General features: G+C 35.1%; 17 protein-coding genes. 5 read left to right on the top strand and 12 right to left on the bottom strand.

Features of this window, described 5'->3' with window-relative positions:
* Positions 1-4 precede the first annotated feature (4 nt).
* On the top strand, positions 5-1,243 hold the full coding sequence (gene lolE / locus A9G35_RS04090) for a lipoprotein-releasing ABC transporter permease subunit LolE (protein ID WP_065635789.1): 1,239 nt from the start codon (positions 5-7) through the stop codon (positions 1,241-1,243).
* A 58-nt stretch (positions 1,244-1,301) separates the two neighbouring features.
* Here the strand turns inward: lolE and A9G35_RS04095 are convergent, their stop codons facing one another.
* Both A9G35_RS04095 and A9G35_RS04100 read right to left on the bottom strand, forming a co-directional pair.
* Positions 1,302-2,033, bottom strand: a complete 732-nt coding sequence (locus A9G35_RS04095) for a rhomboid family intramembrane serine protease (RefSeq protein WP_065635790.1) — start codon at positions 2,031-2,033, stop codon at positions 1,302-1,304.
* A 46-nt stretch (positions 2,034-2,079) separates the two neighbouring features.
* On the bottom strand, positions 2,080-2,574 hold the full coding sequence (locus A9G35_RS04100; protein ID WP_065635791.1) for a GNAT family N-acetyltransferase: 495 nt from the start codon (positions 2,572-2,574) through the stop codon (positions 2,080-2,082).
* A 283-nt stretch (positions 2,575-2,857) separates the two neighbouring features.
* On the opposite strand from A9G35_RS04100, the gene A9G35_RS04105 reads away from it, so the two are divergent.
* Positions 2,858-3,064, top strand: coding sequence for a hypothetical protein (locus A9G35_RS04105; RefSeq protein ID WP_065635792.1), 207 nt, complete (start codon positions 2,858-2,860; stop codon positions 3,062-3,064).
* Positions 3,065-3,326: 262 nt separating this feature from the next.
* Here A9G35_RS04105 and A9G35_RS04110 read toward each other — a convergent pair whose 3' ends face one another.
* From A9G35_RS04110 to nikA, 6 genes are read right to left on the bottom strand one after another with little or no spacing between them, the layout of a single operon-like run.
* Positions 3,327-4,652 carry an MATE family efflux transporter gene (locus A9G35_RS04110; protein WP_065635793.1) on the bottom strand — a complete coding sequence of 442 codons (1,326 nt, stop codon included), beginning with the start codon at positions 4,650-4,652 and terminating at the stop codon, positions 3,327-3,329.
* Between the two features lie 3 nt (positions 4,653-4,655).
* Positions 4,656-5,435, bottom strand: a complete 780-nt coding sequence (locus A9G35_RS04115) for an ABC transporter ATP-binding protein (protein WP_065635794.1) — start codon at positions 5,433-5,435, stop codon at positions 4,656-4,658.
* The gene (locus tag A9G35_RS04120) at positions 5,436-6,302 is read right to left on the bottom strand and encodes an ABC transporter ATP-binding protein (RefSeq protein ID WP_065635795.1); all 867 of its coding nucleotides are present in this window, start codon (positions 6,300-6,302) and stop codon (positions 5,436-5,438) included. It abuts the gene before it with no gap.
* Positions 6,299-7,129 carry a nickel/cobalt ABC transporter permease gene (opp1C, locus tag A9G35_RS04125; RefSeq protein WP_065635796.1) on the bottom strand — a complete coding sequence of 277 codons (831 nt, stop codon included), beginning with the start codon at positions 7,127-7,129 and terminating at the stop codon, positions 6,299-6,301. The genes A9G35_RS04120 and opp1C overlap by 4 nt, the downstream gene beginning before the upstream one ends.
* Positions 7,126-8,070, bottom strand: a complete 945-nt coding sequence (gene opp1B / locus A9G35_RS04130; protein WP_065635797.1) for a nickel/cobalt ABC transporter permease — start codon at positions 8,068-8,070, stop codon at positions 7,126-7,128. The genes opp1C and opp1B overlap by 4 nt, the downstream gene beginning before the upstream one ends.
* Before the next feature lie 26 nt (positions 8,071-8,096).
* On the bottom strand, positions 8,097-9,662 hold the full coding sequence (nikA, locus tag A9G35_RS04135; protein WP_065635798.1) for a nickel ABC transporter substrate-binding protein: 1,566 nt from the start codon (positions 9,660-9,662) through the stop codon (positions 8,097-8,099).
* Positions 9,663-10,216: 554 nt separating this feature from the next.
* Here nikA and A9G35_RS04140 point away from each other — a divergent pair.
* On the top strand, positions 10,217-11,533 hold the full coding sequence (locus tag A9G35_RS04140; protein ID WP_081300106.1) for a DEAD/DEAH box helicase: 1,317 nt from the start codon (positions 10,217-10,219) through the stop codon (positions 11,531-11,533).
* Between the two features lie 17 nt (positions 11,534-11,550).
* Entirely contained in the window at positions 11,551-11,889 is a 339-nt protein-coding gene (locus A9G35_RS04145) for a YggL family protein (RefSeq protein WP_141673766.1), read from the top strand.
* Between the two features lie 77 nt (positions 11,890-11,966).
* Here the strand turns inward: A9G35_RS04145 and A9G35_RS04150 are convergent, their stop codons facing one another.
* From A9G35_RS04150 to A9G35_RS04160, 3 genes are all read right to left on the bottom strand, one after another.
* Entirely contained in the window at positions 11,967-12,224 is a 258-nt protein-coding gene (locus tag A9G35_RS04150; protein WP_065635800.1) for a Txe/YoeB family addiction module toxin, read from the bottom strand.
* Complete coding sequence (locus A9G35_RS04155) at positions 12,217-12,471, bottom strand: type II toxin-antitoxin system prevent-host-death family antitoxin (RefSeq protein WP_065561203.1); 255 nt, start codon at positions 12,469-12,471, stop codon at positions 12,217-12,219. Before A9G35_RS04155 ends, A9G35_RS04150 begins: the two co-directional genes overlap by 8 nt.
* Before the next feature lie 189 nt (positions 12,472-12,660).
* A complete protein-coding gene (locus A9G35_RS04160; protein WP_065635801.1) occupies positions 12,661-14,253 on the bottom strand; it encodes an ABC-F family ATPase in 1,593 nt (530 codons plus the stop codon).
* 581 nt (positions 14,254-14,834) lie between these two features.
* Here A9G35_RS04160 and A9G35_RS04165 point away from each other — a divergent pair.
* Entirely contained in the window at positions 14,835-15,146 is a 312-nt protein-coding gene (locus tag A9G35_RS04165; RefSeq protein WP_065635802.1) for a hypothetical protein, read from the top strand.
* Between the two features lie 161 nt (positions 15,147-15,307).
* Here A9G35_RS04165 and A9G35_RS04170 read toward each other — a convergent pair.
* A partial coding sequence (locus tag A9G35_RS04170; RefSeq protein WP_176701379.1) for an integrase core domain-containing protein occupies positions 15,308-15,924 on the bottom strand: 617 nt, incomplete at its 5' end.

Below are 15,924 nucleotides of genomic sequence, written 5' to 3' on the forward strand. Positions count from 1 at the left end.
TAATATGAATTTATCTTTAATTACCGCCATAAAATTTCGAAAAGGGCGTCGCAAAAGTGGTATGGTGTCGTTAATTTCGATTATCTCAACACTCAGCATTGCTATTGGTATTGTGGCATTAATTATTGGCTTAAGTGCCATGAATGGCTTTGAGCGTGAATTACACAATCGAGTGTTATCGGTAGTGCCACATGGACAATTCTATCCAGAGTACGGCAATTTAGATAATTGGCAACACGTTCAACAAGAACTTAAAAACAATAGTAATATTGTATCAGCCTTACCATTTGTTAATTTTACTGGATTAATTGAAAACGGTAGCAAACTTGGTGCTGTGCAAGTACAGGGTCTTGACCCTGAACAAGAAATGCAAATCAGTTCACTACCGAATTATGTACTGAATAATAAATGGCAAGATTTTAAGCCCGATAACCAACAAATTATTATTGGAGCAGGGCTTGCTAAAAATTTATCAGTGAGAGAAGGGGGATGGGTTTCTTTATTAATTCCTGTTTCGAGTAGTCCAAATCAACTCAAACCACCTAAAAGAGTCCGTTTGCAAGTAGTAGGGATTTTAGAATTAAGTGGCAGCTTGAGTAATAACATGGCTTTAATTCCATTAACAGATGCACAGAAATTACTAAATATGGGCGATAGCGTTACAGGTATTATGGTAAATGTAAAAGACGTTTATCAATCCAATAACCTTATTGGTCAAGCAGCATTAGGGCTTGACGAAGATCTATTATTTAATAGTTGGGAACAGACGTTTGGCTTTATGTATCGTGATATTCAAATGATTAGGCAAATCATGTATCTGGCCATGATTGTAGTGATTGGCGTGGCCTGTTTTAATATTGTATCCACTTTAGTCATTGCCGTAAAAGATAAACAGCGTGATATTGCCATATTAAAGACCCTAGGCGCAACTAATCGTTTAATCAAACATATTTTTATATGGTATGGAGTGATTTCAGGGTTAATTGGCAGTCTAATTGGAGTTATTTTAGGCGTAATACTGTCATGGCAACTTTCTAACATCATGGGCTTTATTGAGTCATTAATGGGACATAAAATCTTAAATAGCAATATCTATTTTATTGATTTTTTACCATCCGAAATTCATCTGTTTGATGTGGTCATTGTGTTTATTACTGCCATGTTACTAAGCTTAATTGCTAGCTACTATCCTGCTAAACGGGCTTGCAAAATCGAACCTGCACGGATTTTAAATAGCTTTTAGTTGTATCGATTTTGCATAAAAAAGGCGCGGTTTGATGATAATCAGCGCCTTTTTATTGCTAATAATAGATGTAATAACTACTTGGCAAAGCATAGTGCATATATTGCGCATAAATCCCCAATATTGTTACAACAAATACAAGGCTAATCACAAGTAAACTTAGTTTACTTGGATATTTGAATATTTTAAGACATAAACAAACCGCTCCACCAAGCACAAACCCAGCACAAGCACCACCAATATGCGCCATATTATCAATTGAAGGCAATAACCCTATCCCAGCGGTTAACACTAAACTAATTAGCATTGCTTTAACGGGCATTTCTTGTATATTGGTTTTAAACACCGAACAATAAGCTAACAATGCGGTAATAATACCTAAAATTGCTCCTGATGCCCCACAGCTGATTACATTTTGACTGATAGTCGCAATATCGCTCGATAAGCTTCCTATTATGCCTGAAAGGAAATAAATACCAATAAAAGCAAGGCTAGGAATGCGCTGTTCTAAAATCGGTCCTGTACTCCATAAAGCGAGCATGTTCATCGCTAAATGTGTTACACTGACATGCATAAATAAATTGGTAAACATGCGCCAATACTGGCCAGAAAAAGTTAACTCCGCCATATCGGCGCCCCAATTAATCAAAAAACGGTTTTCATAAAGTGACGAAAAACCATCACTATCAAGCATCCTAAAGGCAAAAAAACATAGAATATTAATGACCACTAGTGTCGTGGTAATTTTAGATTGACTAGCGTAATATTTGATATCATTTAACGTACTCATTAAAAAGGTCCTTTTTAGTGTTAAATTGTATTGACAAAGCGATTGGTTAATCTAGCCGTTTGCCTAGTATCACCAAATCACGCTGAATATTGTCAAGCTCCGCAACATTTGGAAACAAGCCCCATTGTTGATACTGCATTTTTTTAAATAGATTGATACTAGGCGTGTTATGACCAAACACATAACTCAGTATGGTTTGTATGCCTGCTTGCTTAGCAAACTGCTCAATACGGTTAATCATAAACTGCCCAATTTGCTTACCCCGATAATCTTGATGAAGATACAAGCTGATTTCAACGGTTTTATTATAGGCAGGGCGACCATAAAATGAAGATAAACTTATCCAACCACAAGGCTTATCTTGATAGTTTATTAGCCAAAGTGGGCGGTTTTGTGGGTTATGCTGATTAAACCAATCTAATTTACTTTCAACAGAAACAGGCTGAGTATCAGCAGTAACTTGTCGGCTAGCAATAGTTGAGTTATAAACATCGACAATAAATGACAAATCTTCTAATGTAGCATCGTGGTAAGTGATCATCTTCTTTGTAGTAAGTAATTAAAAGGAGGATTATTGTAATTTTATTATGGGTTATAGGCAATAAGGGATATTTTGATTAAAAAACAAACAAAAAATAATGATTTTTGTCTCAAAAAAATTTCAATAAAATCAATATCTTTTCTGACTGATTTTTATGTATTAAAAATAGTTATTTTATTCGTTTTTTGTTTAAAAAATACACTTGATTTTTTCTTAAATCGGCGGTTATATATACAGTGATAAGCATTGGGCTTGTCGCTTATTTAATTTGGAGGGTCTTAGAATGGTACACAAATTTGCTCCATATGGTAGTGATGTTTCGTCAGGCACTTATAAATGCGCTGACTGTGGCTATATTTATTCAAACCAAAGTAAGAAATCGTTACCTCCTTGCCCTGATTATAATAAAAAACCGCATAGCAAAAATGGTTGGTATATTATGACTGGACAGGGTGATTCTGTTAAAGATCCGCATCCACATAAAAAGTGATTTTAGTTTGTTAATGCAATTAAAGGCAGCCATTAGGTTGCCTTTTTTGATTATATTTTTGTAAAAAATATTCAGGAATCTATACCGTTTAAAACTTAAAAAACGGGAAAAAGTGATATATGCTTTAATTGATACACTAATTAATCATTAACATTCAATAGGTTAAATTTAAAAAGGAGATGCCTTGTGTATTTTTGAGTTTTGTTACTTACACTTAATTTGATATTAACCTACGCAATAGGTTTATCTACTGCGTAGCTGCTTAAAGCATAATATTGTTTTTAGATTTTTTAATCCAGATGACTAAAAAGAGTGTTCGCCCTGCGCTAAATAAAATATAAGAGAGCCATAACCCATGGTTGCCCCAAATTGGCACAAATAGATATTGTGCAATGAACCATAGCAATAGCGCTAAAATCATTGAGTCGCGAATGGACGATGTGTAGCTAATACCTGAAAATACGCCGTAATAAATAAGCCCACCAGCAACCACAATAGGGAATACAATAAGCCAGTATTGATATTCAGTACATAGGTTAATAATGTCGGTTTGATTAGTAAGCAACCGAATAATCATTGAATCAAATCCCAACCAAATCGCTATCAAAACAACAGGACAAATAAGGCACGATAGCAATGACCAACGTAGTGTTTGATTGTATAACGTGATGTCTTTTGTTCCCTTAGCTTTTCCACTAAAAACACTTGATGCATTGGCAAAACCATCAAATAAGTAAGCCATTAAATAGTGGATTTGAAATAAAACCGCATTAGCGGCTAATACTTCAGTATTAAAACGAGAGCCAATCGAGATAAAATGATTGGTAACAATAAGTAAACAGATAGTTCGAATCATTAAATTGGTATTAACTAAAATTACCCCTTTTAAAGATTGCCAAGATAATATGGCTTTGAAATCTGTTTTTTGCTCAGTTTTAGGTAGATAGGCATAAATAAACCAAATACCCAATAGTGTACAGATGATTTGTGCGCTAAGCGTAGCAAAAGCGACACCTTGAATATCAAAATGAAAGCCCCAAACAAGCGTGGCAGCCATAACAATGTTAAGTAAATTGATTAATACTTGCAAAAACAAAACCGCTTTTATTTTTGCCATGCCCATTAACCAACCCACTAAAACATAATTGATTAAAACAAAAGGTGCTCCCCAAATTAGAATAGTAAAATAGGTGTGGGCGTGGTGTTTTACTTCTTCATTGGGTTTTATAAGCTGCATGGCGGTATTAAATATTAGGCTTTGAAAAATAATAAAAACAATGCCTAATAAAATGGCAATAAAAAGCGGACGAATCAGCGAAGACCTTAGTAAAATAGGATCATCTAAAGCTTGCGCTGAAAACCCTGTGGTGCTGACTCGTAAAAAGCCAAATAGCCAATAAATAGTATTAAAAATCACGGTGCCCACAGCAATACCCGCAATAAAGGCAGGGTTAGGTAAGTGACCAACTAAAGCAGTATCAACCACGCCAAGTAGTGGCGTTGTGATTGTTGAAATAATAAAGGGGATAACTAGCGCAAGGTAGTTTTTAAAATGGTATTGTTTGTTTGAATTTGAAGATGTGGTCATAATCTAAAATCCTAAAATAGATTCAAGAAGTTGTTTAGAATAAGGATGATTGACTTGGCTTAATTGAGAAATATTGTCCACCTGTTCAACAATTTGTCCTTGATAAAAAAAGATCACCTTATCGCACAAATAAGTGATAGTCGTTAAATCATGAGTGATAAAAATCGTGGTTAGGTTTAGCTGTTTTTGTAAATCTGCCAGTAAAGATAAAATTTGAGTTTGTACTGATATATCTAACGAACTGACTGCTTCGTCAAATAGAATAAATTTAGGCGAGCAAGCAATCGCCCGTGCAATACAAATTCGTTGCAATTGACCGCCACTCATTTCATGAGGAAAGCGATGATAAAAGGAGTGATCTAACCCGACTTGTTCCAACAGCGCATCAATTCGTTTTTGGCGTTCTTTGGTTGATATTTTTTCGTAAATATCAATAGGTTCGGCAATAATCTCAGCGGTAGTAAAATAAGGGTTAACAGATGCATTATAATCTTGAAATACGGCACTGATATCACGCCGCATTGAGGATTTTCGCCAAGCGCGTTGAGATGTATCAAATCCATTAAAGTAAATGTTTCCACTATCTGGCTTTTCAAGCCCTAAAATCAGTTTACCTAGGGTACTTTTACCACTGCCACTTTCCCCAATAATTCCCAAACATTGCCCTTGATATAGTGAAAACGAGACATCATTAATTACCGATATTTTTTTGCGACCAAGTAAGCCTTGATTGGGTTGTAAAAACAATTTTTTTACATGCTCAAGTTGTAACAACGGTGGCATTTAGATTGTCTCCGAACTGGGTGTTATATAATTGGGTTGAACAACACAATTAAATTTGGCTAATAATTGCTTACGAGCATTAATTAAATATTGAGTATAATCATTTTTAGAATGATAAAAAATATGATCTCGACTTCCTTGTTCAACAATGGTGCCTTTATTCATTACCAAAATGTGATCGGCTATATGGTGAATAACGCCTAGATCATGTGAGATAAATATCATGGATGTTTTAGATTGTTGTTTAATTTTTTCAAATATTTTTAGAATATGAAATTGGCTAATTGAATCTAATGCAGTTGTTGGTTCATCGGCAATAATCAGCTCAGGTTCAAGCATAAGAGAAATCCCAATCATTATTCGTTGTAGCATACCGCCACTTAATTGATGAGGGTATCGATTATAAATTTGTTTAGGATTATCAAGACCAATATCTGCAAGCATATTAAGCGTTTTAGTTATGGCTTGATTTTTACTGATTGGTTGGTGAGCCAATAACGTTTCAACAACTTGGTTACCAACACAGTAAAGCGGATCAAAAGCACTCATTGGGTGCTGTAAAATGACCGAAATCACATTACCACGAATAAAACGTAATGTTTCGTTATTTTGTTTTAACAAATCGCCATTTTGTTGTAACTTGAGTTGTGTTTTTTGGGGTGAAAACAAGATTTGCCCTTGAACTGAAAAATAAGGTTCTAACAAACCCATAATCGCTTTGCATGTTAAGCTTTTGCCACTACCACTTTCACCAACAATACCTAAACATTGATGATGTTTTAGATGAAACGAAATATCATTTAATAGTGGCTTGCTGTTATCTAGTGTTACGGTGAGATTGTTAACTTTAAGCAATGTGTCACTCATGCTGTTTTTTCCTTTGGATCTAAAATATCTCGCAAACAATCCCCTAGCATATTAAATGCAGCAACCACAATCAAAATAGCCATTCCTGGAAAGACCATCTGCATCGGGTGCTGAATCATTACATTTTTGGCTTCGCTTAACATCAATCCCCATTCTGCGGTGGGTGCTTGTACGCCTAATCCAATAAAAGAAAGTGCCGAAATATTTAAAATAACCCACCCTGTATCGAGTGTAGCAAGTACAACAAGTTCAGACATAATATTAGGTAGCAAGTGGCGCCGAATAATAAAAAAATGAGGCGCACCAATTGTGCGTGAAAAAAGAATATAGTTTTTACGGCTATACTTGATTACAGAACTACGAATCATTCGGCTATACCAAGCCCATTTGACAACAATATTAGCAATAATCACGTTTTCAATACCGACTCCAAGCACGCCGACAATGGCTAGTATCATTACCTGACTTGGAAAAGAAAGCATAATATCGCAAAGGCGCATAATACATTCGTCAAGTTTACCTCTATTATAGCCCGAAATAAGCCCAATGATGGTTCCAATAACAATTGTTATTGCCATGGTCAATATCGACAAAAATAGTGTTGAGCGAATGCCATAAAGTAACCGAGAAAAGATATCCCGACCTAAATGATCACAACCAAACCAATGCTGAGCAGAAACTGCTGCATATTTGCGCACAATGCGAACTTTATTGGGATCAAATGGAGCAATATAAGGGGCTAAAATACCTAAAACAATAATCACACCAATAATCGTTAAACAGCATAATGCTATTTTATTTTTGAACAGTTGCTTAAGTTGGTTCATGAAAGACTACCACTCTCTTTTAATCGTGGATCGAGTAATAGGTGTAAAACATCCACAATAAAATTACAAACAACAAATAAAATAGCCATCAATAAGATATAAGCTTGAATAACAGGGTAATCTCGATTCATTATTGCAGAAATACACAACCGCCCAAGCCCTGGCCACGAAAATATATACTCAACGACAAACGAACCCGCAATTAATTGCGGAATGGTCATCCCTAATGCGGTGATGGTGGTTTGTAATGAATTGACTAGCACATGTTTTAAAATGATTGTGCGTTCTTTTAATCCACGGCTACGAGCATAAAAAACAAAATAATTATGCATGTTTTCAATCATGTTATTACGAATAAATCGAATATAAGTAGAAATATACACAAACGATAATGTAATTGTAGGTAAAACTAAATTTTGCCAAGAACCATAGCCATTAGTTGGCAATAGATCAAGATAATTGGCAAATAACCAAATAAATAACAGCCCCAGCCAATAACTTGGCATCGCTGTGCCTAAAAAGATAATGATGCGCAAAATCCGATCAAACGCAGAATTGGCAAAAATGGCACAGAGTATGCCAAAAATTAAACTAATTATAAGCGTAAAAATAAAGGATGATGTAGCTAAAATAAGTGTTGGTTTTAAACAGCGAATCATCTCATCCCAAACAAATCGGTCACGATGAATAAATGAACGACCAAAATCAAGATGAAAGACATTATACAGGCAGTTAAAATAACGATACCAAAAAGGTTCATTTAAACCAAGCTCTTGGCGCATACTTTCAATGGCTTCAGGCGTTGGCATGATTTCGTTTAGGCGTAATGCAACTTCGGCAGGATCTGAAGGAGCTAAATTAATCAGCAAAAATGCAATAAATGAGATACCGATAAGAATCGGTATCATCATAATTAAACGTTTAAAAATATAATTTAACATTGTTATTAAATAATAAAATCAACAACCTAATAATGCATTTTATCAAATGGAATATCAAATTGTGACGGTGCAAATTCAATGCCTTTTAATGACTTAATGGCAATAGCTCGGTTACGTTCATAAGTTAAAGGAATGTATACCGCTTCGTTATGAAGTGTTTCTAGTACATAGCGGTAAAGTGCTTGTCGCTCTTGTTCATCGGTGGAAATAAGCGCTTTGCTAATACTTGCGTCAATTTGAGCTTTTTCTGCTAAGCCTTGCTGAGCAATATAATCACCATAAACAGGCAACTTCATGCCAGATAAGAAAGACTGCGGATCATAAGGCATCCCCCACGAAATATCAAAAACCATATCAAAATCACCGGCTTTTTGGCGATCGCGATACCCTTGCTCTTCTTCACCGTGAATGTTTAATTTTAAACCAACTTGCTCAAATTCATCTTGCATATATTGAGCAATGGTTTTTTGCGAAGCTGTGTTGCTATCATAGTAAAGAGTGATTTCGAACGGTTTGCCTTCTTTTTGACGATATTGCTCGCCATTCACTTTAACCCAACCTGCTTTATCAAGTAGTTGCGCTGCTAAGTTGGTATCATACTCATAAGGTTTTAACCCGATATTAGCATAAGGAATATTAGTTGCCATTAAAGTATCGGCTGGTGCTTCGCTATTATTAAAAATACCCTCAGAAACATCTTTTTTACTGATGATATGCTCAATAGCTCGGCGCACATTGGCATCTTTAAGTTGTGGCCTTGTTGTATTCATCAGAACGATTCGGCTTGAAACCGGTTTTGACATTAATGTTTGAAACTTATCCATTTTAGCAAATCGTTCATACGAATCAGCATCGACCATATTTTTACCGTAAATAAGATCAATTTCACCTTTTTCAAGCGCCATCAAACGGCTTTGGTTATCAGCGATCACTTTCATTGTGACTTTTTTAATTTGCGGTTTTGTGCCCCAGTAGTTAGGGTTTTCGTTAAAAATGGCATACTGATCTTTTTTATGATCGTCTAAAATATAAGGGCCAGTACCAATATAAGATTTAACACCATTTTTAGTTTCGCCATCAATCATAGAATTTGGTGAAATAAAGCGCATTGGTCTTGTAACAGCAATTTCAATCAAAAATGGGTAGTAAGGTTCGGATAGATTCACTTGTAAAGTATAATCATCTACGGCTTTGATTTCGGTAATTAGGCGTACCATTTCAAGCCAAGTATGACGTACTTTATTTGAAAGCACCGCATCCCAGTTTAGTTTAGCGCTATGGGCATCAAATTTAGCACCATCACTAAAAGTAACATCTTTTCTTAACTTAAAAGTATAAGTTTTACCATCGTTAGTAATGGTCCAGCTTTCAGCTAGCCAAGGCGAAAAGGTACCATCCTCATTGTAATGAACTAGCGACTCATAAAGCATATTTTGCGCCCACATTTCGCCACCATAAAGATGTGGGTTCAAATCACGAATATCGCGAAAGTTTGCAAAAGTAATATCATCTTTAGCAAAACAGTTAAGACTAAGGGTTGTTAAAAGCAAAGCAATGAATAAACGTTTTATACCGCTAAGATTAAAATGCATACAAAATCCATTAATTATCAAAGCGAAAATAGTAGCATAAACACAAATGATAATAAATATCATTTGATTTTTTTATTATAGATCTCCTGAAAAATATTATTTATAGAAAAACGCTGAGTTATTTACACATCAATAATTAAAATAACTCTCTAAAAACGCATAAGACGTTTTCCCTTGAATCGCTAAATAATTGCTGATTATACTAAATCTCAATTCAAAATTCGTATCACGCTTTCGATTATCTTATTTGTTTGTGGATAGGCTAGTTTGATGAATTTCTGATTGGTACAGTAGGGTATTACGCAGTTTACTTAAACAGACATTTTATCTAAACAAATACAGATTGCATCATTTTGTCAAAAAGTTTCAGGAGTGTACTACGTTTATGTAAAAAACTATTTAAATTTAGATAGATAGAATAACGCATTTGATGTAATAGCGATTTTGTTTATAAAATTAGTTAAGCGCTAATATTATTTAAATAGTCAGACATTTATTATTGAATTGCTTTATAATGGATATGAATAATTTATTTTTCATTTTAGGAATATTTCATGTCATTTGACTCTCTTGGTTTAGATACCGAGATTTTAAAAGCAATTCACGAACAGAACTACACAACACCAACTCCCATTCAACAACAAGCTATTCCCGTTATTTTATCAGGCAACGATCTGATGGCCAGTGCGCAAACAGGAACAGGAAAGACGGCTGGCTTTGGTTTGCCCATTTTGCAAAAACTGCTTATTCAACAAGCTCAAAATAGCAATAAAGCAGGTGCCCAAAAAGGCAAACGTCCGTTATATGCCTTGATTTTAGCCCCAACGCGCGAGCTGGCTGCGCAAATAGGCGAAAATATCCGCGATTATAGCCGTTATTTGCCCATTCGTTCGTTAGTGGTCTTTGGTGGTGTGAGTATTAATCCACAAATGATGAAGTTACGCGGTGGTGTTGATGTTTTGATTGCAACACCAGGGCGGTTGCTTGATTTAGTACAACAAAATGCGGTGGATCTTGCTACTGTTAAAATATTGGTATTGGATGAAGCCGATCGTATGTTAGACATGGGCTTTATTCATGATATTCGCCGTGTGATCGCTAAGTTGCCTAAAAAACGCCAAAATTTAATGTTTTCAGCGACTTTTTCAAGCGAAATAAAAGCCTTAGCCGAAACAATTTTACATTCACCAAAATTGATTGAGGTTGCTAAAACTAATAGTGCTTCAGAGCAGATCACGCAATATGTGCATCGGGTTGATAAACGTCGTAAGCGTGAGTTACTATCTTATTTAATTGGTAAAAATCAGTGGCAACAAGTGCTAATCTTTACTCGCACTAAATACGGCGCTAATCATTTGGCAGATCAATTAACCAAAGATGGCATTAAGGCCGCTGCAATTCATGGTAATAAAAGCCAAGGTGCTCGCACTAAAGCGTTAGCCGATTTTAAAACAGGGCAAATTAGGGCGTTAGTGGCAACCGATATTGCTGCTCGTGGGCTTGATATTGAGTTATTGCCTTATGTTGTTAATTATGAATTACCACAAGTTGCTGAAGATTATGTGCATCGTATTGGTCGAACAGGACGTGCGCAAAATCAAGGACAAGCTATTTCATTAGTTTGTGTTGATGAACTTCCACAACTAAAAGCGATTGAAAAGTTGATTAAAAGGTCAATTCCTGAGCTAACCACACAAGGATTTGAAGTCGATCCTAAAATAAAACCAGAGCCTGTTAAAAAATCGTCAGCAAGGCGAACTGCGCCAAAAAGAGCAAGTTCAACAACAAACCGATCGTCGCAACCGAAGCAAAGTAGTGTAAAATCCGCTAACAGACAACATTATACTAGAAATAAACAAACGAATATTTAATAGAAAAGAAGGAAATAATTATGGTTAATCGTAGTAGACGTTTACGAAAAAAATTACACATCGACGAGTTTAAAGAATTAGGTTTTACTGTTAGTTGGTCGTTTGAAGAAGGTACAACTGAAGAAACCTTAGATAATATTGTTGATCAATTTATTCTTGAAGCTATTCAACCAAATGGTTTAGCTTATGAGGGTAGTGGTTATTTGAATTGGAAAGGTATTATTTGTACTCAAAAACTCGGCAACTGTACTGATGAACATCGTGACATTGTCACAAAATGGCTTGAAAGTCACGGCTTAAAAAATGTCAAAACCAGTCCACTTATCGATATTTGGTGGGATGAGTTAGAGTTTTAATTTGCTATTAATTGAAATAAGCTAGCCACTGATGTGGCTATTTTTTGCTAATTAGATTGATAAGGTGAGAAATATCATTATTCATAATGATAACGGCAAGAGAGTATAATAATACAGTTATTTTCAATTTTATAAATTAACCTGTGTTCTCCATCAATTCTTCGCGACCAATAACCTAATAAGTTAAATTTTAGCACCTCTGGCTTACCTAGACCTGAAAATGGCGTCCTGCTGATATCTTTAATAAGTTCATTGATGCGTTTAATTACTTTTTTATCTGTTTTTTGCCAATAAAGGTAGTCATTCCACGATTCATCTGAAAATAACTTATTCATCTTGTAGATCATGTTCCTGCAGTTGGCCGTTGTTAATTTGCTCTAGTGAACGTAATAAATGTTTTGCATTGGCTGGTGAACGGTACAAGCGAGCGGTTTCTTCTAAAGATGTAAATTCATCATATGACATTAAAATGCAGTTATTGCCATTTTGGCGTGTAATGATTGTTGGCATTCGGTCGTTAACAACTTCATCCATTGTTGCTGCTAGATTTGCCCTTGCGGCTGAATAGCTAACGTGTCTCATAATATTCCCCATTGAAATGTAATTACTGAGAATCATTGTACACTTAAGTTGTACAATGTCAATTAATGTCAATTGAGGTGTGATTTATTTTACTGAATATTATTTAAAAATGGGGGGAGACTCATCTTAACGTAATGTAAGAAAATAATAGCCACATTGGTATTTGTGGCTATTTTTATTAATAACTGATTATTCAATCCCTTGGCTACGCAAGTAATCTTCATAATTACCTGTATAATCAATGACTTTTTCAGGTGTAATTTCAACAATGCGTGTTGCCAACGAGCTAACAAATTCACGATCGTGTGAAACAAAAAATAGCGTGCCTTGATAAAGCTCTAATGCCATATTGAGTGATTCGATAGATTCCATATCTAAATGGTTGGTTGGCTCGTCCATAACAATAATATTTGGGCGTTGCATCATCAATTTACCAAATAGCATACGTCCTTTTTCACCACCTGATAGTACTTTGACTTGCTTTTTAATATCATCTTGTGAAAACAGTAATCGACCTAAAATACTACGTACGGCTTGCTCGTCATCGGTTGGCTGCTTCCATTGGCTCATCCAGTCAAATACAGTTAAGTCGCCTTCAAATTCGTATTCGTGATCTTGTGCATAATAACCAATATTGGCATTTTCAGACCATTTTATATCGCCCTGTTCGGGAGTAAGCTCGCCCATCAGTGTTTTTATTAATGTAGTTTTACCAATACCGTTAGTCCCTAAAATAGCGACTTTTTCGCCCACTTCGACCATTAGGTTTAAGTTTTTAAATAGTGGATCATTATCAAAACCTTTGGTCAGGTTTTCAACAACAAGCGCATTACGGAATAGTTTTTTATCTTGTTCAAAACGAATAAATGGATTTTGGCGGCTAGAGGCTTTGACTTCTTCAAGTTTAATTTTTTCAATTTGTTTTGCGCGCGAAGTTGCTTGTTTTGATTTAGACGCATTGGCACTAAATCGACTAACAAAAGATTGTAGCTCACTGATTTGTGCTTTCTTTTTGGCATTGTCAGCTAATAAACGCTCTCTCGCTTGCGTTGATGCTGTCATATAATCATCATAGTTACCAGGGTAGATGCGAAGCTCACCATAATCCATGTCTGCCATATGGGTACAGACCATATTTAAAAAATGGCGGTCATGCGAAATAATGATCATAGTACTTTCACGTTGGTTTAGGGTGTCTTCAAGCCAGCGAATTGTATCAATATCTAAGTTATTGGTTGGTTCATCAAGCAATAATATATCAGGATTTGAAAATAGGGCTTGTGCCAATAATACACGCAGTTTCCAACCAGGAGCAACTTCGCTCATTAAACCATAGTGTTGTTCAATTGGAATACCAACGCCTAATAATAATTCACCTGCACGCGCTTCGGCACTATAGCCATCCATTTCAGCGTATTGAGTTTCTAAATCAGCCACTTTAAAGCCGTCTTCTTCACTCATTTCAGGTAGTGAATAGATGCGGTCACGCTCTTGTTTGATTTGCCATAATTCGGTATGTCCCATAATTACCGTATCAAGCACGGTAAACTCTTCAAACGCAAATTGGTCTTGACGTAACTTACCCAGTCTTTCATGCGGATCTAAAGCTACATTGCCAGAGGTTGGCACTAAATCACCACCAATAATTTTCATAAAAGTGGATTTACCACTACCATTGGCGCCAATTAAACCATAACGATTGCCATTACCGAATTTAACCGAGATATTTTCAAATAATGGCTTACTGCCAAATTGCATTGTGATGTTATTTGTACTTAACACTAGAATATACTCTCTTTAACATGCGTTTCACTCATAAGTAATAATTAGCCTTTGAGTAAAGTCGCGGAAATATGAATTGACACATATTATGCCATAATAAAACTTTTTTGAGGATATTTGATTTGTTACAGGTGTTTATGGTAGTGATTTTAATTTGCTAACTACTTATTAACCAATTTGAGTTGAAATTTTGACAAAAAAATAAGAGAATAGCCCCCGAAATTAGTAAAACTTAAATTAGTTTAAATAGTTAGTGAATGGATAGGTGTAATTAGTTATTTGTCAGTTATTTTTTATTTAGCACCACATCATTAGTTAGGGTCAGTTTTCTTTTTATAATAGGTTAAATTATTTATATAGCTTGGTTTACCTATTAACAGAAATTGATAATTGCTTACGAACAGCGGTAATTCTATTATTCAACATAATTATATATATCATAAATTAAATATATAAATTTCGAAAACAATAAGTCTGTGCTGTATTAAAACTTAACTACTAGACAGTGCAATATGCAAAACAAAATGGTAAGGATAGAAATAGTATGAAATACCACTTAGATAATTTTGTTAAATTAATGAATGATTCAAAAAAAACGTTATTTGTTAGTTGATAAGCTAAGACCTCTACCCGATTATAACTTAATATCTGTTGATAATATTCCTGAATTCTTTTTTTGCAAACAAGCTGATAAAAACAATAAAAAAGAACGAATAGTTCCTGTTTTAAGATCTGATTTAAGTCATGATATAAATAATTGTCCGCATTTAATATTAATTGCTGAGCAAAATGAAACATTAAATCCTAATTTATTGGCTCTTTCTCTTAAAGAGGCCAATAGTGAGTTATTTATGGATAAGCGCTATATCAAACGATATCTAAAAATCAGATAAGCGCAAAAAAATTATTTGAAACAGCAGTTGATTATAATCGTAAAAAAGATAACTATACAGAGCTTCCCCCAGATTCGGTACCATTACAACCAGAGCTAGTATTTGATGATCTAACAATCACAGGATTTGTAGTAGCTCAAACTTAATCTGACAAACACATATTACTCATCGGCTTTCATTTTAACAAAATGCGTGCCCGATGAGCAAAATAAATTCTCCAATTGCGTTTCCTTAACCAACCCCTTTGCATCATTCCATGTTTGCCATGGTGTCTTCCCATAACAATATTTTCCAGAGTGTGCTCTTTCTCGATTGTAAAATTCAAGCCATTGCTCAATATCGTTTTGTATTTCACTCAATTGCGTGTAAATCTTACGCCGAAATAAAATATCATAACATTCTGTTTTCATCGTCTTATGGAATCGCTCACAAATACCGTTAGTTTGTGGGCTGTAGGCTTTGGTCTTGGTGTGTTCAATATCTTCTAGATTAAGATAAAGCTCATAAGCATTGCTCTCCTTATGGACATTATATTCCGTACCTCGGTCTGTAAGAATGCGTAACAGCGGCACTTGTTCCCTGTCAAAGAAAGGAAGGACTTTATCATTGAGCATATCGGCAGCAATCAGACTGTTTTTCTCGGTATAGACTTTAGCAAAAGCGAGTCTGGAATAGGTATCAATAAATGTTTGTTGGTATATTTTCCCTATGCCTTTAATGTGTCCTACATAATAGGTATCTTGTGCACATAAATAACCCGGATGATGTGTCTCAATTT

Source organism: Gilliamella sp. Choc5-1 (assembly GCF_001690595.1).
Taxonomy (GTDB): Bacteria; Pseudomonadota; Gammaproteobacteria; order Enterobacterales; family Orbaceae; genus Gilliamella; species Gilliamella apicola_M.

Bases quoted from the DNA above. Each gene is read 5' to 3' on its own strand.
- A9G35_RS04165 (WP_065635802.1), top strand. From the start codon at position 14,835: ATGATTCAAAAAAAACGTTATTTGTTAGTTGATAAGCTAAGACCTCTA.
- opp1B (WP_065635797.1), bottom strand. From the start codon at position 8,070: ATGTTAAATTATATTTTTAAACGTTTAATTATGATGATACCGATTCTT.
- A9G35_RS04110 (WP_065635793.1), bottom strand. From the start codon at position 4,652: ATGACCACATCTTCAAATTCAAACAAACAATACCATTTTAAAAACTAC.
- A9G35_RS04155 (WP_065561203.1), bottom strand. From the start codon at position 12,471: ATGAGACACGTTAGCTATTCAGCCGCAAGGGCAAATCTAGCAGCAACA.
- A9G35_RS04120 (WP_065635795.1), bottom strand. From the start codon at position 6,302: ATGAGTGACACATTGCTTAAAGTTAACAATCTCACCGTAACACTAGAT.
- nikA (WP_065635798.1), bottom strand. From the start codon at position 9,662: ATGCATTTTAATCTTAGCGGTATAAAACGTTTATTCATTGCTTTGCTT.
- A9G35_RS04150 (WP_065635800.1), bottom strand. From the start codon at position 12,224: ATGAATAAGTTATTTTCAGATGAATCGTGGAATGACTACCTTTATTGG.
- A9G35_RS04105 (WP_065635792.1), top strand. From the start codon at position 2,858: ATGGTACACAAATTTGCTCCATATGGTAGTGATGTTTCGTCAGGCACT.
- A9G35_RS04100 (WP_065635791.1), bottom strand. From the start codon at position 2,574: ATGATCACTTACCACGATGCTACATTAGAAGATTTGTCATTTATTGTC.
- A9G35_RS04115 (WP_065635794.1), bottom strand. From the start codon at position 5,435: ATGCCACCGTTGTTACAACTTGAGCATGTAAAAAAATTGTTTTTACAA.
- lolE (WP_065635789.1), top strand. From the start codon at position 5: ATGAATTTATCTTTAATTACCGCCATAAAATTTCGAAAAGGGCGTCGC.
- A9G35_RS04095 (WP_065635790.1), bottom strand. From the start codon at position 2,033: ATGAGTACGTTAAATGATATCAAATATTACGCTAGTCAATCTAAAATT.
- A9G35_RS04140 (WP_081300106.1), top strand. From the start codon at position 10,217: ATGTCATTTGACTCTCTTGGTTTAGATACCGAGATTTTAAAAGCAATT.
- opp1C (WP_065635796.1), bottom strand. From the start codon at position 7,129: ATGAACCAACTTAAGCAACTGTTCAAAAATAAAATAGCATTATGCTGT.